Raw genomic sequence first — 24,939 nt, forward strand, 5'->3', positions numbered from 1 at the left:
GGTACGGGAGGCGCTGCATATGGTGAACAAGGAGCCGGATCTCTGGTTCTCTTTTGTGCGCTCGCATCGCGCACTGATTCGGGAGATTGAGCGTCGACTGTCCAACGCTGGGTTGCCTGCTTATGCCTGGTATGACGCACTGTGGGGCGTGGAAAGCGGCAAGGACGGCACGCGGCGCATGCACGAGCTGGCCGACGCGCTCGTGATCGAACGTTACAGCCTCACTCGCCTGGTGGATCGCCTGGAGCAGGAAGGCTTCGTCACGCGTGCGCGGTCTCCCGACGATGGGCGCGCGGCCTATGTCACGATCACGGATGCGGGGCGAGCGTTGCGCGCACGTATGTGGAAGATCTACGAGGCCACCGTGACTGAGCTTTTCCTCTCCCAGTTCGACGCAAAGGCACAGCGTGACGTGTCGGATGCCCTTGATCGTGCCGCGCTGGCCGCACGTCAATCCACGCAGTAACGCGTGGCTGTTGGGCGATGCAGCGTGGACGCTGAGCCAATCGTCACCGGTAATCCTCCCCTGGAAGAAAGAAAAGCCAAGCATGCCGGAAAAGCGCGAAGGTCAAAGAAGCAGGCGCGTTACTTGTCTTTCATCTCGATAAGCTGAATCAGATTTCCGCAGGTATCGTCGAAGACAGCCATGCGAACCGTACCCGCGTCCATCGGTTCTACAGTGAACTTGACTTCAAGCGCGCGCAGCCTCTCATATTCACTGCTCAGGTCATCAACCTGAAACGAGGCTGCGGGTATGCCATCCTCGACTAGAGCATCCTTATAGGGCTTTACCGCAGGATGCCCGCTGGGCTCCAACAGTAGCTCCGTTCCAGCAGGTTCTTCACTCGATACGACCGTGAGCCAGCGATTTTCGCCCAAAGGCACGTCATTTTTCACGATGAAGCCAAGGACTTTGGTGTAGAACTCCAACGCCGTGGACTGGTCATCGACGAAGACGCTTGTGACATAGATTCTCATCGGTCTTTCCCCTCTTGAAGATGTCTGTGAAGCCAGATGTCCGCCGCCTTTCGCAACGGCTTGAGATCGAGAGCGTGGATTTTGGTTCGGCCTGACCAGGAAACGTGAACCAGTCCGGCTTTCTCCAGCATGTCGAGATGTTGGGTGATCGCCTGCCGGGAGACGGCTTTTTCGCCCTCCGCGACTGACAGGGCACAAATTTGAAAAAGCGACTGGTTGGGCTGCTTGCGCAGCCGATCTATGATCCTGCGACGGGTGGGGTCGGCGAGTGCCTTGAAAATTTGGTCAAGCTGCTCATCATTCATGCGGCGCAATATCCATATCGCACGATATGCAATGATTCTATTGCATGTCAACTGCGGCCAGGCTTGTTCCCGTGGAATCGAAAACCGGAACCGAAAACCGGGGCGGAGGTCGTTAAACCCATTTATTGTCTCCGTCTGGGTTTCCGGATCTCTTTGATCCAATGACCGGTTGATCAAGGATCGAGCGGTATCCCATCTTCGGGACCCAAGCTCTTGGCCATTTAGCTTGCTTCTCAAAGCTTGTCACGTGATCGATCAGGATGAGCCCGTGCTGATCGTCACCTGCCTTCGGATCGAAGGTGCCAGACACCTGCACCGTAAAAATCCGCATCGCAAGATTCCTGGGGTCAGCCATCAAAGCGTTCATGAATTTCTGGGCGACGGATGAAGGTGGCAGCTTGTCCGAGAACCGAAATCCAATCCTCTCACCGCGGCAGTTTGAATCGACCAGATAGGAACCGTGCCGCGGCCCACGGATCGCTACGGCGCTAACTCGCACGCGAATGGCTGTGGTGCCCGGCGCGGCAAACAGCTGACACACAGTTGTTGGTGTGGGCCCCGATGTTGAGTTGGCATCGAGATCAACACTCCAGCAGAAACCAAGACAGACGAGGAATATTGCGATGGTGGGCTGCATCAACTTCATAGCAACAAAGCGTCCGGGTTTGGCAATCAGTTATGGATATCAATCCACTTCGGTTGGCTGGCTGCCGACCCTGTCCATCCCCAATCCCGGAACATGTCCATATAGTTAGAAAGATCGAATGTCTCTCCTTGATGGGGCTCATCCAGAACACTGAATCCGTATCCGGCGCGGACAATTTCATCTGTATGCGGTTCGACTTGGTCGTAATTGTCGACAATCAGCATGCCCTCAACACCGCCTAGGTCACGGATCCGTGCTGCAGGATTTATTTTCAGCCCACTTGGCAGGTCGATGATGGGATCAGTGTCAATGTGTAGCTCCAGCTCACGGCATGCCTCGACGAGCCAATAGATCATTCTGGTCACTTCTACGGGTCCTGTATTGGAATGTGATCCACCGGACCGACATGTCCGTGCGGCTGCTGGGAAGTTGGGGCACCGCTGCTGTGGGCCTCCGGGCCTCGAACTTTATTCGAGGGGAACGGATCTGGAAGGTCTCGATTGAGATCCTTGTAAGCCTGCATGTCTGCGCTTGTTATTCCAGTCCTCTTGTCTGCTTTGGCCATATCAACGAGTGCCTTTTTCTCGCTGCTGAACGTTTTCGATGTGGCCGAGACCTCTTTCGCTGAGTTCTCCACTCCCTTGATAACCTTGGCTGCTGCACTACCACCTTCCGGCAATGCACCAATCACCGCCATCGTGATGTTAAACGGGGTCGGCTCGTGAGCCGCATCGACGATGCCTTCGATGCTGCCGACGATGGGAATGAACCCAGGGGCCATATCCAGCGCCTGCCTCGATGCCTGCAATTCGCCGGCTATGACTGCTGAATCTTGCATACGGATGGACATGGCAATAGGGCCGTCATCGCCAGGTGCCAACTGCTTTCCATCTGGGTCCGTATTGGTGGCGGGATTGTTAGCCACGTACGTATAGCGCCCAAAGGTAAAAAGATCTGCTGGTCGGCTCCCGATCGGGTCGATACTTAAAAACCCGTTACCGGGTCGTAGTACCGCGCCTGCATGTAGGTCAGCCCCGAATCGGGGTCGTTTACATGCCCTGTGTAACCTGGACCTGCTTCGGACACACCAAGCGCCTGGCTTCCATAGGGCCGATAATCGGAGGTCGATACAGCACTTCCCGCAGCATTTGTGGTGGCGAGAACTGTGCCTTGCGGACTGGTGTAGTAGTAGGTGACGGTCTCAGCAGCAAAGGCAGACTGTCCTACTAAGGCAAAAAAAAGAATGAAGCCCCGAAGAATCACCGAGGTCACCATGCAGACTGGTGAAGCAGCGGCCGTTTTCACATTGGCTCCCCCTTTTAATGATGTTCGTCGAACCAGGGGCAGCATACTCTGAGGTGCCTCCTTTGGCCGCTATCTCGGTTTTCGCTGAAGCTGTAGGCCACTCCATATCTCGACTGCTGGCGCAGCTTTTGACTATCCTGCGCCTTTACAGGGGAAAGACATCGCCAATGGATATCGAGTCAATCAAGACGTTCCACAATGCGGTACATGTCGGCGATATCGAAACGGTCAGAACGATGCTCGCCAAAGACGCAACGCTCGCTACGTCCGTCGACGAATACGAGTTTCAACCGATCCACCTCCTCGACATGTATTTCGAAGAGGAAATCTTGAACCTCCTCCTGGCGAACGGCGCCGATATCAATGCCAGAAACGACGACGGGATCACGCTCCTCCATATCGTCACCGATCCGGAAGCGGTTGCAGTGATCGTGAACAGGGGAGCCGATATCGAGGCGCGGGATGCGAGCGGCCGCACACCTCTTATCGAGCAGACAAACAATCAAGAGGATGGAATTGATGTTGTCGTTGCCCTTCTCACGATGGGCGCCAATCCCAACGCTAGAGACAATGATGGCGAAACCGCGCTTTCGATCGCCCGGGATACCGACAATCAGGATTTGATCGAGGCACTCACGGTGGCTGGTGCCAAGGATTGAGCATCGCTTGCAGGTTCAACAAAAAGGCCAGAGCGCTTTTTTACCGCTTATTGGGTGTGGCTCTGACCATGACTGTTACTACTGTGCAGTCGGCATCAGTTTCGGTGCCTGACAGCGCGGTGCTTAAGAAATAGATCGATGCCGGTGCTTTGGGAGTAGAGCCCGTCGCTGGAAGTGATGTGTCGGCTCGATGCAAGGCAAGCTTTACCGACTCGATCAACGACGCTCGTCAAAGCCTGTCGCGCATTGCAATCGACTACGAACAACCATTCACCGTGCTGTGGACGGCAGGTTACGGGGCTCAATCGAGTTCGGTTGTCGTCATCGGTACCGGCAAGGATGGGAAACGCATGATCGCCTTCGACGACGAATCGCTGGCCAGACAGTCGATTGTGTCTGCAAGTCAACGCGCAAAGCTCGATGCCTTGGTGAAGCATGCAATGCACGGCAATCTGTCGGTGCCCGTGCAAGTAGCCGACGGATCATGTGGACTTCTTGTCGACGGAGGAGTCGCCCGGATGTTTCCTCCGGGAGCGGCGATATCTCGTGGCGGCGACAGTTCGGTTGCGAGCCTTGATGTTGAGATCAACAAGCTTCTGTGGCCTCCCGGTTGGAAAACGCGCGATAAATAGTCGGGGGGTTTCAGGTAGAGCGGTCTAGCCGGATAGCGTCGCCCACTCAGACTAATCTGAAAATTCGGTCTCTTTTATCCAAACGGGTTGACGCTACGCACCATCGCCGCGATCCTCACCGCGTCGCCGCACATCGGCGACCGGGTGTCGAAGCCCGTGTGTTGCGCGGAAAGGTGTCGTCTCAAGCGACCCCTTTCAGCGTTGCTTATGCTTGCGCCCCTGACGTTTACGGCGGGCGTGCTGGGCGGGCTTGTCCCGACCGTTCAATACACGGCTTCGAACCTGGCACGCCCGCCACCCGCATTCCCGCGGGTGGCGGACATCCATGGAAGAGGATGCCGCATGACCAAGAAGAACGATGTAGTAGACGCGTCCGATATCGCAATCGCCACTTCTGGCGACAACCCAACCGTTCCCTGTCCCACATGCAAAGCCCACGCATCGTTGTCATTGCGTGACGTCGATGCGTTGCTGTCCGATCGGCTGGCGGGGCTTCGCGGTGTGACTGACTTGCTGATCGATGTTCCGTCGATCGATATCGAACCGGGCACGGTTGCACAGGTGGCATATACGCTTCGACATCTCATCGATGAAATCACTGAGTTGTATCGGGCGATGAGTGGAGGTATGCGTGGGCATGAGTTGGCTGGGTAGACTCATGTAGTGCGCTTGATTGCGCGAGCTGGCAACGCGGACGGGTAGGGCGCGCTGTTGCCGTTTTCTCTGCGTGTGGAAACCGGGATGGATTAGTTGACGCTCCGGTTTCCGCTTTGTTCTTTATCCGGACTTCTGGGCCTTCAGCCACATGTGGTGACAGCTTTCTCGCCGTTGCGCTGAGCAACCGCCCTGCTCGACGAGCCGCCTTGTTCCTTCGTATCGCCTTGCTCGCTCTATATCTTCCCGTGGCTGCTTTCGCGGGCGTAGCCTCGACGGTGTCGTTGGCCGCGCGCTGGGCCAGCCCCTGGCGGGTAAGGCACAGGATCTCGGCAAACCCGTCCGCTGGAAGCTGGACCTGGAAAAAGGTCTGGCTTCACCCCTGAATTCCACCCCGGCCCTGGCCAACTACAACGTGCCGGTGCGGCACATGTTAGGTGTGGCTGCAAGCCTGGACAAAGCCTTGTTGGCAACTCTCGCAAAACCGGTGGGCCAATGACGGGATGCTGGCACGGATGCGGTTAAGCCCGCTTATTATCTCCGTGCCTTCAACAATACCCGCGAACATGATTAACCTCCATCCATAAAAAAGCCGCCTCTTGATAAAGAGACGGCTTCATATCATCTGCGAATAATTCTGAAGCTATGGCGCTTAACTTCGGTTAGCCGAAGTCGCCGCCGCCGGTACGGGAACCGAAACCGCTGACATCAGTGCTGCCCTGGTATTTGGGCTCGCGCTTCCCCACTGTCGCCTGATTCTGTAACGGCCCTTCGACCTGAATTCCGAAAGGATTAAACCCGTTCACCCTATCTTCGTGCAAAACAACGTTTAGCTGTTCCATGAATGCACTCCATTGAGTAAAAATGCCGCGAGATGGCGGCATTTTCGAACCTATCATGGTTTTGCACCACCCGATAGCGGATTCCGGCAGGACAACGGACATTATCCTTCCGCTGTTTGCATGGCTACATATCGGCTTTAGGTTTCCGTCCCCGCTTCTTCTGAGGCGGGGCTTGCAGTAATGCTTGCAAATAACCGATGCCTTCCTCTTCGGGAAAGAATGACACCACGTCTGCGACGCTCCATTGGTATTTTTCACGTAGTGCCGAAAATTCCGCTTTTTCTTTTGCTAATCGCTGCGCTTCCAGCTCTTTCTTGCTGAGTTTTTTTGTTTCAACAGGTGTTGGTTCAATGCGTGTTGGTTCAACGCGTGTCGGTGCATTGCCATCGAGAGCACGTAGCTCTTCCTGGAATTTGCGGAAAGAATAATCGGTCGATGACGTCATGCGTTGCTCAATATGCTTTGGAACATTTGCCGTGGCGGCCCGATACATCGGTGGGCCCGTTGGGGGAGGAACCCGCCCCTGTGAACGGATGATACTAGCCTGACGGTCCGACTCCAGAGGGATTGAGCTCACGATTGCCTCCGTTTCGCTTTCCGCGAGCGCAGGTAAATCCAAGACACTCCCGACATCCAGACATACCCTAGACACCGGGCAGGCTAGCCTCCGTCAGCCCTCAAGCCGGCAACCTTGGGAGGCGCACGCAAGAACGCCCAGGTCCGCCATATCCCGCCACCCTCATCGAGACAGCACCCCATGAGCTACCGCACCGCACCGCGTAGTTCCGTACTGGCCAGAGCCATCTACGGACTTCTAAACCCCATCCCGTTCGGCTTCTTTGTCGCCGCGCTGATCTTCGACATCGTCTATGCCCGCAGCGCGGAGATACTGTGGGTGAAAGGCGCCGCCTGGCTCATCGCCATCGGCCTGCTGGTTGCGGTGATCCCGCGTCTGATCAACCTGGTGCAGGTCTGGATCACCTTCCGACGAACCGTCACGGGAGCCGACAAGCTCGACTTCTGGCTGAATCTGTTCGCCGTCGTCGCGGCGATCGTCAATGCGTTCGTGCACAGTCGCGATGCCTATTCGATAGTTCCTGCGGGCGTCTGGCTTTCGGCCTGCACGGTCGTCCTTCTGTCCATTGGCCACATTGTTGTTGCGGTGAAGCGCTCCGCATCGGGAGACTTTATCCATGAATAAGATCCTCTACCGAAGCGCGCTGGCGCTGGCATGCGCGGCCATCCTGGGTGCTTGCAGCGAAAAAGCGTCGTTTGAACCCGCTCAGCAGTCGGGCAACAACCCGACACTGCCCAAGGCCCAGAACTTCCTGGTGCCGCCCATGCAGGTACCGGACAAGGCCGGCTGGAAGCAAGGTCAAACACCCAAGGTAGCGGAGGGACTGAAGATCGAAGCGATCGCCAGTGGCCTGATGCATCCTCGCCAGCTTTACGTTCTTCCCAACGACGACATCCTGGTGGTGGAATCCAATGGCCCCGGCACGGAACCGGTGACGACGCCCAAGCAGTTGATCGCTGGCATGGTCAAGAACAAATCGGGCAAAGGTGGCAAGGGCGGCAACCGGATCACGCTGCTGCGCAAAACGAGCGACGCCAACGGCGGATGGGAAAAGCATGTGTTCATCGAGAACCTGCATTCGCCCTTCGGCGTGCAGCTGATCGGCGATTCCCTTTATGTTGCCAATACCGATGGCATCGTGAAGTTTCCCTACACCGCGGGGGAAACGCAGATCACGGCGCCCGGCGTGGCGTTCGCGGACCTGCCGGGCACCATCAACCACCATTGGACGAAGGCACTGCTGGCGAGTCCGGACGGCAGCAAGTTGTATGTCGGTGTCGGGTCCAACAGCAACATCACCGAGAACGGGCTGGCCGTGGAATACCGGCGTGCGGACGTGCTTGAAGTTGATGTCGCCACCGGCGCTAGCCGTATCTACGCATCGGGCCTGCGCAATCCGACAGGGCTTCAATGGGAACCGCAGACGGGCAAGCTCTGGGCCATCGTCAACGAACGCGACGAGATCGGCGCGGACCTGGTGCCGGACTACCTGACCTCCGTACAGGAAGGCGGTTTCTACGGATGGCCTTACAGTTATTTCGGCGAGCACGTGGACAGTCGCGTTATGCCGCAGCGGCCGGACCTGGTCAAAAAAGCGATTAAGCCGGATTACGCCCTGGGATCGCATGTCGCCCCACTGGGACTGTTGTTCTCCGACAGCAACGCGCTGCCGGATAAGTACCACGGCGGTGCGTTTATCAGCGAGCACGGGAGTTGGGACCGCACGCCACTCAGCGGCTACCGCGTCACGTTTGTCGCTTTCAAGCAGGGCCAGCCGGTTGGCATTCCCGAGCCCGTCGTCACCGGTTTTTACTCGGCCGACGAGTCGCAGTTGTACGGCGCACCGGTCGGCCTGGCGCAGGACAAGGACGGATCGCTATTGATCGCGGACGATGTCGGCGACACCGTCTGGCGAGTGACGTCGGGGGCGCGCTGAGCGTCTGGAATCGGGGTAGGGGTGGTTAATCCCTAGCGCTGGCTGGTGCGGATCAGTCAGCGCTCATCGAGTTGCCGCCAGTCCGCGCGGTGAGCTGAGGATGATTGCGCCCGTCAGTTTCGGTAGCCATTGCCTGGTGCCGGCGCTGACCGACTACGTGGCCCATCATTCCGATGTGAGCGTGGCGTCTGCTGGGACCCGGCGGCGGCATTTGCGATGTCGCCGTTCAAGGCCGGTTTACCGCGAACCAGGGTGATGCGTTGCGCATGGCTGCCACACATGGCGCAGGCATTGTGTTGCTGCCGGAAGCACTGCTCGCCGACGATTTTGCCACCGGCTGTTTGCTACCCGTATTACCGGCCTGGGCACTCATGCCTTCTCCCATGTATCTGATTTACGCGCAGGATCGCCGCCCGACGGCAAAGCTACGTAGCGTTATCGATTTCATGCTTGGTCGTTTTGGTGTCCCAATTGGGGACGGAGACGGCTAAGCCGAACGGCTCGCGTGAAGATCGGGAGAACGCGTTTGATCTCCGAATCTCTTCGTCCAGGGCCAGGGACGTGGACCGCGCATGTACCAGTAGAGCGCGCAATACATGTGCGCGAAATGATTCGGTAGGGGACAAGGACAGGTAGTCCAGGTCAGCGTGATTTTCATGCGGCTGGTTCCACTCAGACTAATCTGAAAATTCGGTCTCTTTTATCCAAACGGGTTGACGCTTCGCGTCATCGCCGCGATCCTCATCGCGTCGCCGCACTTCGGCGATCGGGTCTCGAAGCCCGAGATTTGGCGCGGGAAGGCGTCGTCTCAAGCGACTCCTTTCAGCGTTGAATATGCTCACGTCCCGACGTTTACGGCGGGCGTGCCGGGCGGGCTTGTCCCGACCGTACCAAATCACGGCTTCGAACCTGGCACGCCCGCCACCCGCATTTCCGCGGGTGGCGGACATCCATGGAAGAGGATGCTGCATGACCAAGAAGAATGACGTAGTAGTAGACGCGTCCGGTATCGCCATCGCCGCCTCTGGCGAAGACACGACCATTCCCTGTCCCACATGCAAAGCTCACACGTCGTTGTCGTTGTCGTTGTCGTTGCGTGACGTTGATGCGTTGCTGTTCGATCGATTGGCGGGGCTGCGTGGAGTCACCGATTTGTTGATCGATGTCCCGTCGATCGATATCGAGCCGGGGACAGTTGCGCAGGTGGCCTATACGTTGCGTCATCTCATCGATGAGATCGCTGGGTTGTATCGGGTGGCTAGTGGGTTGCGCGGGGAGCGTGAGTTAGCTGCCTAAGTGGATGTGGCGCGCTTGAGTGCGGTGGATGGTTTCTGTTTCTTCGCTTCGTTGGCTATCGCGCTTGAGCGCGCTCCTGCAGTTCGCTTTGTTGTTTGGGTTGTCAGTTTTTTGGATGGAACGATGCTTTCGGTCGGCTATTTTTGGTTGCGCCGCAGCATGGATGCACCCCATCGGGACCGTTTTCCCCCAAAGCCGTGCCCGGCTGAAAAAACTGCTTTGGAAATAGTGACCTAGCGGCATAGAGCCAACGGTTGACCGGGACATGGATCGATCCAAATTCTGAATGAGAAATTCCGCAATGCAGTATTTCATGCGTTCGAATAAATCAATTAAAAACAGCGAGTTGATTGATTGCTGCGGACTTTAGATCGAGTTAAAAAATCGGTTGACAACGTTGTCAGCTACCCCTAAAAATTCGATCCGTAACACCGCTGCAACAGTGACGACGACGCGGTATCGAACGTACGGGCGGACCATCGCCACCGCGCATGGGCGCAGGGCAAGAACGAATCCACAAGGACGAACGCGAACAACGTGGGCGAATGCTCGCGCGGGCGCGTTCGGCCTAAAAATTACGCGGGAAGGGAAGGGACGATGCGAAGGCACGTCTGTCCGGGTCTCGCGCCATCTTCCAAGGAAATCGATGTGAACCACCGGATCAGCGCACTTTCGATGGCCATTCTGGCTGGGCTGTTCGCAACGGGCAGCGCCATGGCGCAGGACTCGGGCGCGACGACCCCCACGCCGCCCGCCAAGACGGCGAAGAAGAACACCCCTGCCACTCCCGATGCCGCGAATCCGCAGGCTGCTTCGAACCTCGAAGGCGTGACCGTCACGGGTATCCGCGCGAGCTTGCAGAAGTCTCTCGATCTGAAGCGCAATGCCGACTCGATCGTCGATGCGATTTCGGCCGAGGACGTGGGCAAGTTTCCGGACACCAATGTCGCCGAATCGCTCTCGCACCTGCCGGGCATCAGCGTCGACCGTAACTTCGGCGAAGGCGACAAGGTCAGCATCCTGGGCACCGACCCGGCGCTGAACCGTCTGCTGCTCAACGGCCAGACGCTTGCGTCGACCAACTGGACGTCCGATCCGAACAACCCGGACAGCCGCTCGTTCGATTACAGCCTGCTCACGTCCGAAATCATCGGCAACGCCCAGGTCTACAAGACCCCGCAGGCGAAGATCGACGAAGGCAGCATCGGCGGTACGGTGGTGGTCAACACGCGTCGTCCGCTGGACCTGAAGGCGAATACGCTGACCGGCAATGTCAGCTACGGTTATAACGACCGCGCGGACAAGGGCAAGCCGAATGCTTCGCTGTTCTATAGCTGGAAGAACGACGCCAATACCTTCGGCGTGCTCGGTTCCGTCATGCATTCGGATCGCGTCATCGATCGCCAGGGCACCGAGATTTTCGGTTACCAGCGCGTCAACGATCCCACCGATACGAACCCCAGCCACCAGTTCGCCCCGGGCGTCGTGGCGCCGAACGCGCAGGGCGTTTATCCGACCGCGATCAACACGGCGTGGTTCCAGCAGGAACGCAAGCGCGACGGCGTGTCCACCGGTCTGCAGTGGAAGCCGAACGACGGTTTCGAACTGAACTTCACGGGCCTGTACGTGACCGAGAAGTTCAACAACTTCAACCAGAGCCGTTATGGCGACTGGTCGGGTAGCGCGGCCTCCGCGAATTCGCTGGGCTTCAACAATGGCGTCGCCACGAACGGCTCGTACGGCGCGGGTGCACCGAGCTATCTGGATGGCTACGAGCGTTTCTCGAAGGTCAACACCGGTACCGCGCAGTTGCGCGCCGACTGGTACGGCGATGGCTGGACCGCGTCGAGCCAGGTCGGTTACACCGGTTCCACCGGTGGGTCGAACGGCATCTACAGCGCGCAGTTCCAGGGCTACGGCGGTTACAACTGGAACCTGGCGGGCCAGCATCCGCAGATCAACTACAACAGCCCGGACAACCCGTCGCAGATGCTCGCGCACGGTGCCGGCTACAGCTACGCGCCCAGCTACGACCGCGAGCGTTACTTCCAGGCCGACTTCGCGCACGATGTCTCTTGGGGTCCGCTGAATCAGATCGAGGTCGGTATCAAGGCCACCAATCACTACAACGGTCAGGACGGTTACGCCGCGCAGATTCCGTCGCCGGATGGCAGTGGCGTCTCGCTCGCCGATCTTCAGGGCGGCATGACCCCGGACGGCTATCTCGGCGGTCTGAATGGCACCGGCAGCATGGCCAACTGGACGACGATCAGCCGTGGTGGCCTGAAAGACTACGTGCAGAGCCTGGTGACCAGCGTGCCGCTGGATCCGAAGGCGACCTATTCCATTCAGGAACAGAACCGCGCGTTCTACATCCAGGGCGACTTCGCCGGCGACAGCTATCGCGGCAACCTCGGCATGCGCTACTACCGTACCCGCGACACGGTCGACGGTTACAACAGCATCGGCACCAATCAGTACGCGCCGGTGAACAAGCGCAGCAGCTATCACGACTGGTTGCCGTCGTTCAATATCGCCTATGACCTGCGCGACGATCTGGTGCTGCGCTTCGCCGCGGCGAAGGCCATCGCACGTCCGCGTTATCAGCAGATGACGCCGTACGTCGCGCTGGACGACCGCACGCTCACGGGCTCGGAAGGCAATACCGACCTGAAGCCGTATAAGTCGACCAACTACGACGCATCGCTGGAATGGTACTTCTCGGAAAACAGCGTGTTGTCCGCCGAGGCCTTCTACCGCCGCATCTCGGGTTACATCCTCAACACCAATGTCGAGGAAACGCACTTCAACCTGACGACGCTTCAGGACGCGGTCTACTCCATGGAGAAGCCGATCAATGCAGGCGTCGCCAAGGTGAAGGGCCTGTCGCTGACCTACCAGGGTAACTTCGGTTATGGTTTCGGCATGTTGGCGAACTACACGTACTCGCATGCGGATACCAGCAACAGCTTCCCGCTGCCGTACAACTCGAAGAACTCGTTCAACCTGAGCCCGTACTACGAGCAGGGTCCGTGGAACGCCCGCATCACCTATAGCTGGCGTTCGGCGTACTTCACGCAGATCGCGCAGCTGCAGTCGGCGCAGATCACGGGCATCTTCCGCGAGCTGGACGCGTCGGTCGGTTACCAGATCAACGACCACATCCGCGTTTCGCTGGATGCCACGAACCTGCTGGACGAGACCTATTTCGTTTACAACAACACCCCGAGCCAGCCGCTCAATGCGTACAAGAATGGCCGCACCTACACGCTGAACCTGGGCTTCAAGCTGTGATCGCACGCTGGCGTGCGCTGCTCGCGCTGTCGGCATGTTTCGTCGCAAGTTCCGCCAGTGCGCAGGCACTGGCGGAGCGGCCGCTCCTGCAGGGGTGGCAGTTTCGCCTCGCGCCATCGTCGTCCGCTGCCGCCGCGCATCCCGCGGCGGCACGCTGGCAAGCGGCGCGGGTGCCCGGTAGCGCGCAGACAGACCTGCTCGCGGCCGGCACCATCGCCGATCCGTTCTATCGCGATAACGAGGCCAGCCTGCAATGGGTTGGCCTCGCCGATTGGGACTACCAGTTATCGTTCGATGTCGATGCGGCCAGCCTGAAACGCGGCCATGTCGAGCTGGTCTTCGACGGGCTGGACACGTTTGCCGATGTGTCGCTCAACGGCAAGCACCTGCTCTCGGCCGACAACATGTTCCGCCGCTGGCGCATTCCGGTGAAAGAGCAGCTTCATCCGGGCAGCAATACGCTGCTGGTGCACCTGCATTCGCCGATCGCGCGCCTGCAGCCATGGTTGCTGAAGCAGCCTTATGCGTTACCGGGCGAGTTCGACTCCGCCTTCGGCGACGAGCCCAAGGGCAAGCAGACATCCAATTACGTCCGCAAGGCCAACTATCAGTACGGCTGGGACTGGGGTCCGCGTTACGTGACCCTGGGCATCTGGCAGCCGGTACGGCTGGAAAGCTGGGACAACCTGCGGCTGGCGGACTTCCACGTCGCGCAGCCGAAGGTCGATGCCGACGTCGCGCAGTTGCAGGCGCAGCTCGATCTTCGCGTCGACCGTGCGCAAGCGGTCGACGTGCAGGTGGACTGGACCGCTCCGGACGGTACGAAGGGTAGCCAGACGCAGCATGCCGAACTGACGGCGGGCGAGAACCACGTCGTCGTTCCCGTGCGCATCGAGCATCCACAGCGCTGGTGGCCGGCCGGCTACGGCGATCCGAATCTCTACCACGTGCGCGCAAGCGTGCAGGCCGGCGGCGACGCGCTGGCCAGCGCCGAGCGCGACATCGGCCTGCGCAGTGTCGAACTGCGCCGCGACAAGGATCGCTGGGGCCGCGGTTTCGCCTTCGTGGTCAACGGCGTGCCGGTGTTCGCCAAAGGCGCGAACCTGATCCCGTTCGACAGTTTCCCCGAGCGCGCCACGCCGCAGCGGATGGAGTCGATCCTGCGTTCCGCACGCGACGCCAATATGAACATGCTGCGCATGTGGGGCGGCGGTACATATCAGGACGACGCGTTCTATGCGATAGCCGACCGCATGGGCCTGATGATCTGGCAGGACTTCATGTTTGGCGGTGCGATCACGCCCTATGACGATGCTTTCCGCGAGAACGTCCGCATCGAGGCGACCGAGCAGGTGCTGCGTCTGCGCGACCATCCGAGCATCGTGCTGTGGTCGGGTAACAATGAAGTGCAGACCGGCTGGGAGTCCTGGCCCGACCGCGAAACCTTCCGTCAGTCCATCGATGCCGCCGAGGTCAAGCGCATCGAGGACGGCATGCGCGAGTTGTTCGGCCATACGCTGCGCAAGATCGCCAACGATCTCTCGCCCGAAGTGCCGTACTGGGCCAGTTCGCCGAGTACCGACTTCGACGGTCCGGCCAACGTCGAGAACGATGGCGACTTCCACTACTGGAAAGTCTGGTCGGGCTCGGAGCCTATCTCGCACTATCTGGACACGACGCCACGCTTCCAGTCCGAATACGGCCTGCAATCGTTCCCATCCATCGCGACGCTGGAAACGGTGACGAAACCCGAGGACATGTCCGCCGAATCGAAGGTGATGCGTGCGCACCAGAAGTTTGCCAACGGCGACGGCAACCAGCGGCTGCTGCTCTATATCCGCCAGGAATACGGCGAGCCGAAGGACTTTCCCTCGTTCGTCTATCTCAGCCAGGTGATGCAGGCCGAAGGCATCGAGCTGGCGGCGGAACACCTGCGCAGCGCACGGCCGCAAAGCATGGGCTCGCTGTACTGGCAGCTCAACGATGTGTGGCCTGGCCCGTCGTGGTCCAGCGTCGACTATTACGGCCGCTGGAAGGCATTGCAGTATCACGCGAAGCGTTTCTACGCGCCGGTGGACGTGGTGCCGATCCGTCGCGACGGGCGCACGGAAGTCTTCGCGGTTTCGGATCGCACCGTGCCGTTCAAGGCGCAGTTGCGTACCCGCGTGCTGGACATGCAGGGCAAGGTGCTGCACGAAGAGAGTCGCGCGCTTAACGCCGCTGCGCTTGCCAGCACGTCGGCGGCGACGTTTACCGACGCGCAGCTTCTGAAGGGCGCCGACCCGAAACATACGGTCGTCGTCTTCGAGCTGCTGGAAAACGGCGCGCCGGTGAGTCGTCACCTGTTGTACTTCGGCGCGGCGCGCACGCTGGCGCTTCCCCAGCCGGAACTCGATGCGCAAGTAAGCTACAACGGTCACGGTATCGTGGTCAGCGTATATGCGAAACATCTGGCGCGCGCGGTATGGATCGACTTCGGCAAACTGGATGGTCGCTTGTCCGATAACGCGTTCGACCTGCTTCCGGGCGAGCGTGTGGAACTGAAAGTCGAAGGCAACGCCGACCTCGGCAGCCTGCGCCGCGCGCTGACCGTGCGTTCGCTTGTCGATGCCACGCAGCCCATCACTGTGGAAACAACAAGGAAAGACACCCCATGAACAGCAGTCGTCGCGACATCATCAAATGGTTGGCCATGGCGCCAGCGGCGACGATGCTTGGGGGACTCACGATGGCCGCGCCTGCCGGGCTGGCCGCACGGACGGGTGGCTTCGTCAGCCGCCGGCCACCGCTGGCCAGGCGTAAGTTCACGAGTCCCGCCGTGGAGCAGCTGATCGCCCGCACGAAGGCGAAAATCGGCGATCCGGAACTCTCCTGGCTGTTCGAGAACTGTTTTCCGAACACGCTGGACACGACGGTAGAGGTAGGCACGCTCGACGGTCGCGCCGATACGTTCGTGATCACCGGCGACATCGACGCGATGTGGCTGCGCGATTCCTCGGCACAGGTGTGGCCGTACGTGCAGCTGGCAGCGAAGGACGAGGCACTGCGGCACATGTTCCGCGGCCTGATTCGACGTCAGGCGCGTTGCATCGCCATCGACCCGTATGCGAATGCCTTCCTGCCCGATCCGCATGGCAAGTCGAAACTCGAATGGGCACAGAACGACGTGACCGATATGCGTCCCGGCGTGGCCGAGCGCAAATGGGAGATCGACTCGCTGTGCTATCCCGTGCGGCTTGCCCATGGATACTGGCAGCGGACCGGCGATCGCGAGCCGTTCGACGACGACTGGCGCTCGGCGACGCGACTGATCGTGCGGACCTTTCGCGAACAGCAGCGCAAGGATGGTCCCGGCCCGTATCATTTCCAGCGCCAGTCGCCGAATCCTACCGAGAGCCAGTTCCTGCACGGCTACGGCAACCCGACCCGCCCGGTTGGTTTGATCCATGCGATGTTCCGCCCCTCGGACGACGCGACGCTGTATCCGTTCAATATCCCGGGCAACCTGTTCGCCGTGGTTACGCTGCGTCGGCTGGCCCAGATGCACGGCACGTTCTTTGGCGACATGTCCTTCGCGCATGAATGCCAGACACTGGCCGATGAGATCGCCGCCGCCGCCGAACAGTACGGCGTGGTGAAAGACGGGCAGGGCGACTATTGGGCGTACGAGGTCGACGGCTACGGCAACCAGTTGTTCATGGACGATGCGAATGTGCCGAGCCTGCTCGCACTGCCGTATCTGGAAAGCAGCGCCTACGACGCACGCTACAAGCGCACGCGCGAGCGGGTCTGGAGCGCGCGGAACCCGTACTTCTTCAAGGGCTCCGCCGGCGAAGGCATCGGCGGTCCGCACGAAGGCCTGCGCATGATCTGGCCGATGTCGATCATGATGAAAGCCTTCACTACCGACGACGCGGCCGAGCAGCGCCAGTGCCTGCACTGGCTGAAAACGACGCACGCCGACACAGGCTTCATGCACGAGGCGTTCGACCAGGACGACCCGAAACAATTCACCCGCGTGTGGTTCGCGTGGGCCAATACGCTGTTTGGCGAACTCGTCGTGCACCTCGCCGACAAACACCCCGATACCCTGCGGCGCGTCTGACGCGTCGCCTGTCTGGAGCGAATCATGGTTACCCGTCGACGTTTTCTGCAAGGGATGGCCGCCTTCACGGCGGTCGGTCAGCTCGGCTCCCTCACCGCGCTGGCCGCCGGCGTGCAGCGCGGCCTGACCGCGCCCGCCTCGGGACTGGACACGACGGCCGATGGCCTTGCCCGTTACGTGAACGTCTTCGTCGGCACCGGTGGCCACGGCCATACCTATCCGGGTGCGACGCGGCCCTTCGGCATGGTCCAGCTGAGCCCCGATACGTACAACGCGCAATGGGATGGTTCGTCGGGTTACCACCAGGGCGACGGCTCGATCATGGGCTTCTCGCATACGCATCTGTCCGGTACCGGCGCGAGCGACATGCTTGACGTGCTGGTGATGCCGTCGATGGGTCCGGTGCGTCTGCAACCGGGCGATCGCGACTTCGACGGCGTGAATTACGTGTCTCGTTTCGATGGCGCACGGCCTGGGGCTGGCGAGCAGCCGAAGGGCTTCAAGACGGGGATCAAGGGCTACCGTTCGCATTACACGGGCGAGCATGCGCAGCCGGGTTACTACCGCGCCCAGCTCACGGCGCACGACATCCTGGCCGAGCTGACGGCAACGCTGCGCGCGGGCATTCACCGTTACACCTTCGCGAAAGACGGCGACGCGCATTTATTGATCGACATGACGCACGGCTTTCAGGACGACATGGAGACGCCGACCAAGGTCAGCGATGTCGAACTGAAGCTGGTCGGCAACGACACGCTGGTTGGTGGCCGTCGCGTTTACCAGTGGGCGAGCGGGCGCGTCATCTATTTCGCGATGAAGGTCTCGCGGCCCATTGCCAGCGCGACGCTGTACGAGAACGACAAGGCGCTGGCGAAGGGCACGCGCTCGGCCAAGGGCGATCATCTCAAGGCCGCGCTGCATTTCGACAAGGCGTCGAGCGAGCCGTTGCTGGTCAAGGTGGGAATCTCCGGCGTCGACATCGAAGGTGCGATGCGCAATCTCGACGGCGAGATTCCCGGCTGGGATTTCGACGGTGTTCGCGCGGATGCCGAGGCCGAGTGGGAGAGGGAACTCTCGCGCATCCAGATTGCCTCGTCGTCGGACAAGATCAAGCGCACGTTCTACAGTTCGCTCTACCACACGATGCTCGCACCGACCGTCTTCAGCGATATCGACGGCCGTTACCGTGGCATGGACAGGGCGGTACACACGTTGCCCGAAGGGCGGCATAACTACAGCACCTATTCGCTGTGGGATACCTACCGCGCGGAGCATCCGTTGTTCACGCTCTACCAGTCAGAGCGCGTGCCGGATCTGGTCGACGGCCTCGTCCGCCTGGCGGTGGAAAGCCCGAGCGGCGCGCCCGTGTGGCCGTTGCAGGGCGTCGAGACGGTCTGCATGATCGGTTACCACTCCGCCGTTGTCGTAGCCGAAGCGCAGGCAAAGGGCTTCACCGGCATCGACTATGCGAAGGCATGGCCGGTATTCCGTCGCCGTGCCACGCAGGACGATTATTTCGGTCTGCCGTACTACCGCAAGCTCGGCTTCATCCCCAGCGACAAGGAAGGCGAGGCGGCAAGCAAGACGCTTGAATACGCCTATGACGACTGGGCCGTGGCGCATATGGCCGAAGCCCTCGGCCATGGCGACGATGCCGCGTTGCTGCGCAAACGTTCGCAGAACTACCGCAACGTATTCGATAACAAGACGAACTTCGTCCGCCCTCGCGCGGAAGACGGTACCTGGCTGGAACCGTTCGATCCCGTGGCCATCGGCCATTCGGACCGCTGGCGCGATTTCACCGAATCGAACGCGTGGCAGGCGACCTTCCTCAATCAGCACGACGTTTATAATTACATGACACTGTTCGGCGGCGAGCAGGCATTCGAGGAAAAGCTCGACGGACTGTTCAACGCCGACCCGCGCCTGCCGAAAAATGCGCCACCCGACATCGCCGGCATGGTCGGCCAGTACGCTTTCGGCAATGAACCGGGGCACCATATGCCTTATCTCTACGCGTACGCCGGCGCGCATCACAAGACGCAGGCCCGCGTGCGCATGCTGCTGGAAACGATGTATCTGCCCGAGCCCGATGGTCTGCCCGGCAACGAGGATTGCGGCCAGATGAGCGCGTGGTACGTGATGAGCGCGATGGGCCTCTACGCGGTCGACCCGGTCAGCACCAACTACGTATTCGGCAGCCCGCTGCTCGATCGCGCCGAGGTCCAGGTCGGTGGTGGCCGCACGCTGGTCATCGAAACGACGGAAAACGGCGAAGGCCGCCCGTACATCCAGTCGGTCACGTGGAACGGCAAGCCGTGGACGAAGAGCTGGATTCCGCACAAGGAGCTAACGGCAGGAGGCACGCTCTCCTTCGTGATGGGCGACAAGCCCAACGAGGCCTTCGGCAAAGCTCCGTCGGACCGCCCGCCGTCGTTCGTGTGAGCGCGCTTGAGCGCACTCCTGTAGGGCGGGTCGCTATTGAGGGAAGGTATGTCTGTTGTAAAAGTCGAGCGGCCAATGCGCCACAGGCGGCGGCAATCATTTTTTTACGGCCTGCTCATCGAGCAGTGCGTAACTGCGATAGTTCGGTACGCAGAGATCATGACGCTTCGCCGCTTTGTGGGTGCCATGCCAGTACTTCTGAAAAGGATAGCGAATCGTACTTACTTGTCAGTGCAGCAATAGCTTCGCAGTTTTCGACGGTGCGGATGCTATAGCTCTGACTTTCGTCGATTTCGACCAAGAGACACGGCTTGCCGTCATGCCTGATGAAGACAATGCCGTGGAGTGATGTCCCAACTGCAGATGCCGATCTTGGTACATCCGCTGCCAAGCCGCTCTCTTCTATGACCTGTTCAAAATTATCGGGCACTTCGTTCGAGCTGGCGGGGCGTACCCACTCTGATTTCAGTAGAAACCTGATAGACGAAAAATCGGGTATTTCGCCAGCCTGAATAAAGTCGTCGGCAGAAGGCGTGGCGTGTTGTGCGATTGAAAGGCAGTAGATCTCAAACTTGAACTCCACATCGACGTAATCCCAGGACAGGGACAGCCATTTGCCTTCCGTAACTTGAATATAAACTTTGTTCCATGCCGGTTTGTTTTGGGAGCTGATGAACAATTTTCCAGGAGGAAGCTTCGCCAAAGTTTCGAGGTCTTGGCGCTGAGGAATGAATGTTTTCCAGTTTCTCATGGTATGGGCTTCAGATTGTCCGGGATGGGGGTGTCCTGGGGGAAGTGAATGACTTCGGGAGGCTTGGTTCCGACCGCCGGAACGTCGATTCTTGGACCACTAGTGCCACCAGTACGCACGGATACACCATTTGGTGCTGTACTTCGTCCCCGACTATCAGGTTGCCCTAGTGAGCCGCCAGTAAGATCTTTGACTGTATCGGCGAACTTGCCCGCGGGTAGCGAGGTGCCTACTGCTGCGCCACCGTTCTTACCCGTAGCACGAGGCGCATCGCCAACTAGTCCAGTCGGGAGTGCCGGCGCGGCGTCGCCGGTGCCGCTGTGATCCGATTGGCTTGTGCTTGTTGGTCCTTGCTCTTGCCACTGTTGCGATGAATTAATGGCCGATAGTCGGCGTTAGCAGTGATATTGCCAGCGCCGTCGGTCTTCGCAAGGACTGTACCTTGCGGATCCGTGTAGTAGGTGACCTTCTCCGATTGGGCGTTAGCTATACCCCAAAGAGAGAACAGCGCAATTGAAACTATAAGCCTTTAAGTATTCCCTTCATCAGTTGCTCCAAGTCGAACGGATATTCGTTGACGGCGGCTTCGCGGTCCCTGAGCGCAACGATACGCACTATCCCTGCAAAGGCGTAGTAGTCAGCCCAGGCGGGTATGGGATATGCGCTCTGTACCGTCTCGAGAGGTATGCCTCAGTTCTCCCCAATGTTGATTAGTACTCAAGAACGGCAGTGCAGCATAGGGAGTCGCCATACTCTGCCCCCCAGTGTTGGAAAACGGCGAAGACCGCCCGTACATCCAGTCGGTCACGTGGAACGGGCAGCCGTGGACGAAAAGCTGGATTCCGTACAAGGGGAGACGCGCTCTCCTTCATGATGGGCGACAAGCCCAACGAGGCCTTCGGCAAAGCCCTGTCGGACCGTCCGCCATCGTTCGTGTAAGAGCGCGCTCCTACAGGAAGGAGGCTTCGCGTCGTAACTCAGCGCAGTGGATTTTGGCCGGGAACCTGTTCACTATGATCGCCGCGGGATGAGGGTGACCTGCGGATCGATTGCGAGCGAGGGGGCTGGCATGGACACGGAATTACCGATCGACGAAGCGCTGTTCAAGTATTTCCGCGACACTTCCAGTGAAATCATTCTGGCAAGACTTGCTTCGGGAAAGCTGAATACCGATGCCGTCACGCTGGCGCGCGCGGAACTTAGCCGCCGGGGCATCCCTTTGCCGGACGAAGGCGACAGTCCAGGATTGTCGGCTCATGCCGAACTTACCCTCGAGCCTGCACCTGAGCTCGATGCAAGAAAACGAGCCGAAGCGATGGCCGATGCGGATTCTTCTATGCATGGCGAGACGGGTCAGGTGCCGCCACCGCTTCCAGCTAGCCACGACACCCTCGGCACCGGCGTCGCGCGCAGTGGGTCCTGGCTGGTATGGCTGGGTGTGTTCGTCGTTTCTCTTATATTGCTCGCCAGCTTTGGGTTGGAGGCGCGTAACTCTGCCGACGGTGGGTTTCTGTTGGGCGCGATTTTTTTGCAGGCTCTCGCGATAACCGGCGTACTACGGGTATTCGTTTCGATACTTGGATCGTCGTCGACACTTAGCGTGCTTGTAAAAATAGGATTCGTGGCGGCGTTGCTTTTCGCGATCTTCGTGTTGACCGTCGTTTCGAGTATCGCTCGCCACGGGCTTGGAGGATAAAAGACCGCTCAAGCGCGCTCCTACAAAGGCCTATTGTTCAACTTAGCGCCAGCGTCGTCATCTGATGCCAGCGACGATCCCGGCTTTCCATCAATGCCACAGCCGAGCAGTGGCAGGCAACGGGGCCTAGCCGGTCGAGTCGTTCCTGCAGCACTCCGGTTATAGAGGAAAGCTCGCGGGAGACATTTCGTGCCGCGGTGATGTGCGGGACGAACTCGGGAAACGATTGTCTCGCGCTGGGGCGCACGGGAAACGCCTCTTCGATGGATGCCGCGAGCGCCTGTATCGGTTCGGCGGGTGTCGGTGCGAGCCATATGGTCGAAGGAAAGGTGCGCACCCGCTCGAGGCGAAAGCGTAGTGCTTCGTACCCCGCCACGACATGTCGCAGCGAGGCCATCACATCCGCCGTAATGGCCTCGCTGTCGAGGAAGGGATATACGAGGGTGACATGCGCGCCGAGGCCCCGTCTGGCCGCGGGATCGTAACGCTGACGCAGCTCATCCACGAGCGGTTCCGCTTCGGGTATCAGCAGCGCGAGCAATGTACGACTCATCCATATTCCCGTTGCGAGCCCTGCCGGGCAACGACGGTATCAACGACGCCAGCCGTACCCATGGTCCCAGTAGCCGTGATGGTAGTACCCACCGCGCGGTGCGACGACCACGCAGCCGGAGAGCACGACGGAAAGCATCAGGACACTGGCTGCGAGCATCAGCTTTTTCATAACAGGCACTCCCGGTCGAGGTAGGACCGAAAACGGCCCGTATGGGGGTGTGTTGACCCGGGAAGCCGATGTCCGATGGCTACGATTCATAAAGCCGATAGCTTCCGTACAGGTCCGTTTTGTTTCGCCGAGCGCCGCGTGGCTTTTTGTAGGAGCCCGCTTGCGGGCGAAAGCCAACAGGGCGAGGAGGACGGATGCTCTCCTCCGCAAGCCCGATCTACGGGCTGCGGATGTCACGTACAGCATCACCGCTCCGTTGGCTTTCGCCCGCAAGCGGGCTCCTACAGCGGGCCGTACGTCGCCGTAGCAAAATCGTCGTAGAGTCCGCTACGGTACGTTACGTCTGACGGAAGGCGTTCGTGACGGGAAATGCACGGACGATGCGGTGCCGTTATGCGGCACAAAACTTCAACGAAGGGGATATCCATGAAGCTACGTTCGCTCGTGCCCGCGCTGGCACTGGCCACGACCCTCACGTGCGCGCCATTGTTGCGTGCCGACGAGGCACCGATCGCGCACCGTATCGTTCACGTCACCCTCGATGGCGCATCGGATCATGCGACTTCAGGTCGCCTTCTGGTGTTCGCCACGCTTGCCTCGACCGCGAAGGAGGGCGCTAAGGACGGTAACGTGACGGAAGTCGACATGAATCCGTTCATGCCTTCGTCGGTGTCCATCGCAGCACGCGAGATCACACAGATTGCGCCGGGCGCGAGCGTGGACGTCGATGCGGATGGCGTGGCTTTTCCCGGTGCGTTTTCAACGCTTCCGGCGGGCGACTATCTGTTCCAGGCGGTGCTCGACGTCGATCACAGTTACAACTACACAGGCCGTCAGGCTGGCGATCTCATCAGCGAAGTCGTGCCCGTGCATGTCGTTCCGGGCGGGGCCATTCCCACGTTGAAACTGACGAAAGCGGTACCGGACAAGACCGGCCCGTGGGTGATGCCGGCGTGGGCGACACAGGAGGTCCGCGACGCCGTGCCGGAGGCCCAGAAACACGCCGCCGACGAGTCGCTGGTCAGTCCGTCGCTCAGTGCGTTCTGGGGTCGGCCCGTGTCGATCCGCGCCCGCGTACTCACACCGCCGGGCTACGACCCGAAGGCTGCGACACGCTATCCCGTCGTTTATTTCACCCATGGCTATACCGGCAACTTCAACCGGTTCGGCGTGAACATGGCGACGATCTGGGCGGCGATGGTCAAGAAGCAGATGCCACCGATGATCTGGGTTTTCGTCGATCAGTCCAGTCCCACCGGCACGAACGAATTCGCCGATTCGGTGAACAACGGCCCCTGGGGCAAGGCATTTACCGAAGAGCTGATTCCGACGCTGGAGAAACGCTATCGCATGGACGGCAAGGCGAGCGGGCGGTTCCTCACCGGGCACTCGTCGGGAGGCTGGGCGATGCTGTGGTTGCAGACGCGCTATCCCGCCGTGTTCGGAGGGACATGGTCGACATCGCCCGATCCGAGCGACTTCCACGATTTCACCGGCGTCGATCTGTACGCGCCGAATGCCAACATGTTCCATCGCGCCGACGGTAGCGCCGTGCCGCTTATCCGCGATAAGGGCAAGGTCATCGCCACATTCGAAACATTCGCGAAGCTGGAACGCGTGATCGGTCCGTATGGCGGTCAGCTGGCTTCGTTCGAGTGGGTGTTCTCGCCGCGTGGCGCGGATGGCCGGCCCGAACCGATGTTCGACCGCGATACGGGCAACGTGAATCCCGCGGTGGTCGCTTACTGGCACGACAACTACGACATAGCGGCGCGCTTGCAGAAGAACTGGCCGTCGTTGAAGAAGGATCTGGACGGCAAGATTCATCTTATCGTCGGTACGGCGGATACGTTCTATCTTGACGGTGCGGCGCACAAGTTCCAGGCCGTTCTGGACGGACTGCATGCGAAGAGCGACTTCCGCTATCTGGAAGGGAAGACGCATTTCGACCTGTCCGTCGAAGGCGACGATCGCAACGCATTGCAGAAGAAGATCGCATGGGAGATGTATGGGGTGGCGCGTCCGAAACCGTAAGCCGGGCGAAATCTTAACCACGCGACATTGCCGTCGGGCTTATGATTTGCCCATCCGTTG

At 59.8% G+C, this 24,939-nt stretch carries 25 protein-coding genes; 14 read left to right on the plus strand and 11 right to left on the minus strand.

Translation table 11 applies throughout. From position 1 onward, the window contains the following. The first annotated feature begins 19 nt into the window (after positions 1-19). Entirely contained in the window at positions 20-466 is a 447-nt protein-coding gene (locus EC912_RS13015; RefSeq protein WP_132144746.1) for a MarR family winged helix-turn-helix transcriptional regulator, read from the plus strand. Positions 467-585: 119 nt separating this feature from the next. On the opposite strand, the gene EC912_RS13020 is transcribed toward EC912_RS13015, so the two are convergent. From EC912_RS13020 to EC912_RS13045, 6 genes are all read right to left on the minus strand, one after another. After that, complete coding sequence (locus EC912_RS13020) at positions 586-978, minus strand: VOC family protein (protein WP_132144748.1); 393 nt, start codon at positions 976-978, stop codon at positions 586-588. Beyond that, entirely contained in the window at positions 975-1,283 is a 309-nt protein-coding gene (locus tag EC912_RS13025) for an ArsR/SmtB family transcription factor (RefSeq protein WP_132144750.1), read from the minus strand. The genes EC912_RS13020 and EC912_RS13025 overlap by 4 nt, the downstream gene beginning before the upstream one ends. A gap of 112 nt (positions 1,284-1,395) precedes the next feature. Further along, on the minus strand, positions 1,396-1,929 hold the full coding sequence (locus tag EC912_RS13030) for a hypothetical protein (RefSeq protein WP_132144752.1): 534 nt from the start codon (positions 1,927-1,929) through the stop codon (positions 1,396-1,398). A gap of 26 nt (positions 1,930-1,955) precedes the next feature. Continuing rightward, positions 1,956-2,285 (minus strand): hypothetical protein, encoded by a 330-nt coding sequence (locus tag EC912_RS13035; RefSeq protein ID WP_165973593.1) that lies wholly within the window; start codon positions 2,283-2,285, stop codon positions 1,956-1,958. Positions 2,286-2,296: 11 nt separating this feature from the next. Beyond that, a complete protein-coding gene (locus EC912_RS13040; RefSeq protein ID WP_132144756.1) occupies positions 2,297-2,854 on the minus strand; it encodes a hypothetical protein in 558 nt (185 codons plus the stop codon). A 59-nt stretch (positions 2,855-2,913) separates the two neighbouring features. Next, on the minus strand, positions 2,914-3,279 hold the full coding sequence (locus tag EC912_RS13045) for a hypothetical protein (RefSeq protein ID WP_132144758.1): 366 nt from the start codon (positions 3,277-3,279) through the stop codon (positions 2,914-2,916). Positions 3,280-3,401: 122 nt separating this feature from the next. On the opposite strand from EC912_RS13045, the gene EC912_RS13050 reads away from it, so the two are divergent. The 3 genes from EC912_RS13050 to EC912_RS13060 all read left to right on the plus strand — a co-directional run bounded on the left by EC912_RS13050 (position 3,402) and on the right by EC912_RS13060 (position 5,179). Continuing rightward, a complete protein-coding gene (locus EC912_RS13050; RefSeq protein ID WP_132144760.1) occupies positions 3,402-3,893 on the plus strand; it encodes an ankyrin repeat domain-containing protein in 492 nt (163 codons plus the stop codon). 179 nt (positions 3,894-4,072) lie between these two features. Beyond that, positions 4,073-4,525 carry a hypothetical protein gene (locus EC912_RS13055; RefSeq protein WP_132144762.1) on the plus strand — a complete coding sequence of 151 codons (453 nt, stop codon included), beginning with the start codon at positions 4,073-4,075 and terminating at the stop codon, positions 4,523-4,525. Between the two features lie 342 nt (positions 4,526-4,867). Then, positions 4,868-5,179 carry a hypothetical protein gene (locus EC912_RS13060; protein WP_132144764.1) on the plus strand — a complete coding sequence of 104 codons (312 nt, stop codon included), beginning with the start codon at positions 4,868-4,870 and terminating at the stop codon, positions 5,177-5,179. 662 nt (positions 5,180-5,841) lie between these two features. On the opposite strand, the gene EC912_RS13065 is transcribed toward EC912_RS13060, so the two are convergent. Both EC912_RS13065 and EC912_RS13070 read right to left on the minus strand, forming a co-directional pair. Continuing rightward, a complete protein-coding gene (locus EC912_RS13065; RefSeq protein WP_132144766.1) occupies positions 5,842-6,123 on the minus strand; it encodes a hypothetical protein in 282 nt (93 codons plus the stop codon). A 22-nt stretch (positions 6,124-6,145) separates the two neighbouring features. Continuing rightward, positions 6,146-6,466 (minus strand): 2-hydroxyacyl-CoA dehydratase, encoded by a 321-nt coding sequence (locus tag EC912_RS13070; RefSeq protein WP_132144768.1) that lies wholly within the window; start codon positions 6,464-6,466, stop codon positions 6,146-6,148. 312 nt (positions 6,467-6,778) lie between these two features. On the opposite strand from EC912_RS13070, the gene EC912_RS13075 reads away from it, so the two are divergent. The 8 genes from EC912_RS13075 (at position 6,779) to EC912_RS13110 (ending at position 19,674) form a co-directional block, all read left to right on the plus strand. Then, positions 6,779-7,222, plus strand: coding sequence for a DUF2231 domain-containing protein (locus EC912_RS13075; RefSeq protein ID WP_132144770.1), 444 nt, complete (start codon positions 6,779-6,781; stop codon positions 7,220-7,222). After that, on the plus strand, positions 7,215-8,534 hold the full coding sequence (locus EC912_RS13080) for a PQQ-dependent sugar dehydrogenase (protein ID WP_132144772.1): 1,320 nt from the start codon (positions 7,215-7,217) through the stop codon (positions 8,532-8,534). Before EC912_RS13075 ends, EC912_RS13080 begins: the two co-directional genes overlap by 8 nt. A gap of 266 nt (positions 8,535-8,800) precedes the next feature. After that, positions 8,801-9,025, plus strand: coding sequence for a LysR substrate-binding domain-containing protein (locus EC912_RS13085; RefSeq protein ID WP_243649267.1), 225 nt, complete (start codon positions 8,801-8,803; stop codon positions 9,023-9,025). A 478-nt stretch (positions 9,026-9,503) separates the two neighbouring features. After that, positions 9,504-9,830, plus strand: a complete 327-nt coding sequence (locus tag EC912_RS13090) for a hypothetical protein (protein ID WP_132144774.1) — start codon at positions 9,504-9,506, stop codon at positions 9,828-9,830. Positions 9,831-10,427: 597 nt separating this feature from the next. Then, positions 10,428-13,124, plus strand: a complete 2,697-nt coding sequence (locus EC912_RS13095) for a TonB-dependent receptor (protein WP_207906839.1) — start codon at positions 10,428-10,430, stop codon at positions 13,122-13,124. Continuing rightward, entirely contained in the window at positions 13,121-15,781 is a 2,661-nt protein-coding gene (locus EC912_RS13100; RefSeq protein ID WP_132144778.1) for a beta-mannosidase, read from the plus strand. Before EC912_RS13095 ends, EC912_RS13100 begins: the two co-directional genes overlap by 4 nt. Further along, positions 15,778-17,229 carry a glycoside hydrolase family 125 protein gene (locus tag EC912_RS13105; protein WP_132144781.1) on the plus strand — a complete coding sequence of 484 codons (1,452 nt, stop codon included), beginning with the start codon at positions 15,778-15,780 and terminating at the stop codon, positions 17,227-17,229. Before EC912_RS13100 ends, EC912_RS13105 begins: the two co-directional genes overlap by 4 nt. Before the next feature lie 24 nt (positions 17,230-17,253). Then, entirely contained in the window at positions 17,254-19,674 is a 2,421-nt protein-coding gene (locus EC912_RS13110) for a GH92 family glycosyl hydrolase (RefSeq protein ID WP_132144782.1), read from the plus strand. Between the two features lie 157 nt (positions 19,675-19,831). Here the strand turns inward: EC912_RS13110 and EC912_RS13115 are convergent, their stop codons facing one another. Then, positions 19,832-20,425: a hypothetical protein gene (locus EC912_RS13115; protein WP_132144784.1), complete on the minus strand. Its 594-nt coding sequence runs from the start codon at positions 20,423-20,425 to the stop codon at positions 19,832-19,834. A 1,069-nt stretch (positions 20,426-21,494) separates the two neighbouring features. On the opposite strand from EC912_RS13115, the gene EC912_RS13120 reads away from it, so the two are divergent. Further along, positions 21,495-22,121 (plus strand): hypothetical protein, encoded by a 627-nt coding sequence (locus EC912_RS13120; protein WP_132144786.1) that lies wholly within the window; start codon positions 21,495-21,497, stop codon positions 22,119-22,121. 37 nt (positions 22,122-22,158) lie between these two features. Here the strand turns inward: EC912_RS13120 and EC912_RS13125 are convergent, their stop codons facing one another. Both EC912_RS13125 and EC912_RS19755 read right to left on the minus strand, forming a co-directional pair. Beyond that, the gene (locus tag EC912_RS13125; protein WP_132144788.1) at positions 22,159-22,674 is read right to left on the minus strand and encodes a 2'-5' RNA ligase family protein; all 516 of its coding nucleotides are present in this window, start codon (positions 22,672-22,674) and stop codon (positions 22,159-22,161) included. A gap of 39 nt (positions 22,675-22,713) precedes the next feature. Next, a complete protein-coding gene (locus tag EC912_RS19755; RefSeq protein WP_279389033.1) occupies positions 22,714-22,845 on the minus strand; it encodes a hypothetical protein in 132 nt (43 codons plus the stop codon). Positions 22,846-23,271: 426 nt separating this feature from the next. Here EC912_RS19755 and EC912_RS13130 point away from each other — a divergent pair, with 426 nt between their 5' ends. Further along, the gene (locus EC912_RS13130; RefSeq protein WP_132144790.1) at positions 23,272-24,879 is read left to right on the plus strand and encodes an alpha/beta hydrolase; all 1,608 of its coding nucleotides are present in this window, start codon (positions 23,272-23,274) and stop codon (positions 24,877-24,879) included. Positions 24,880-24,939: the final 60 nt, after the last annotated feature.

Source organism: Luteibacter rhizovicinus, from assembly GCF_004342265.1.
GTDB classification, from domain to species: domain Bacteria; phylum Pseudomonadota; class Gammaproteobacteria; order Xanthomonadales; family Rhodanobacteraceae; genus Luteibacter; species Luteibacter rhizovicinus_B.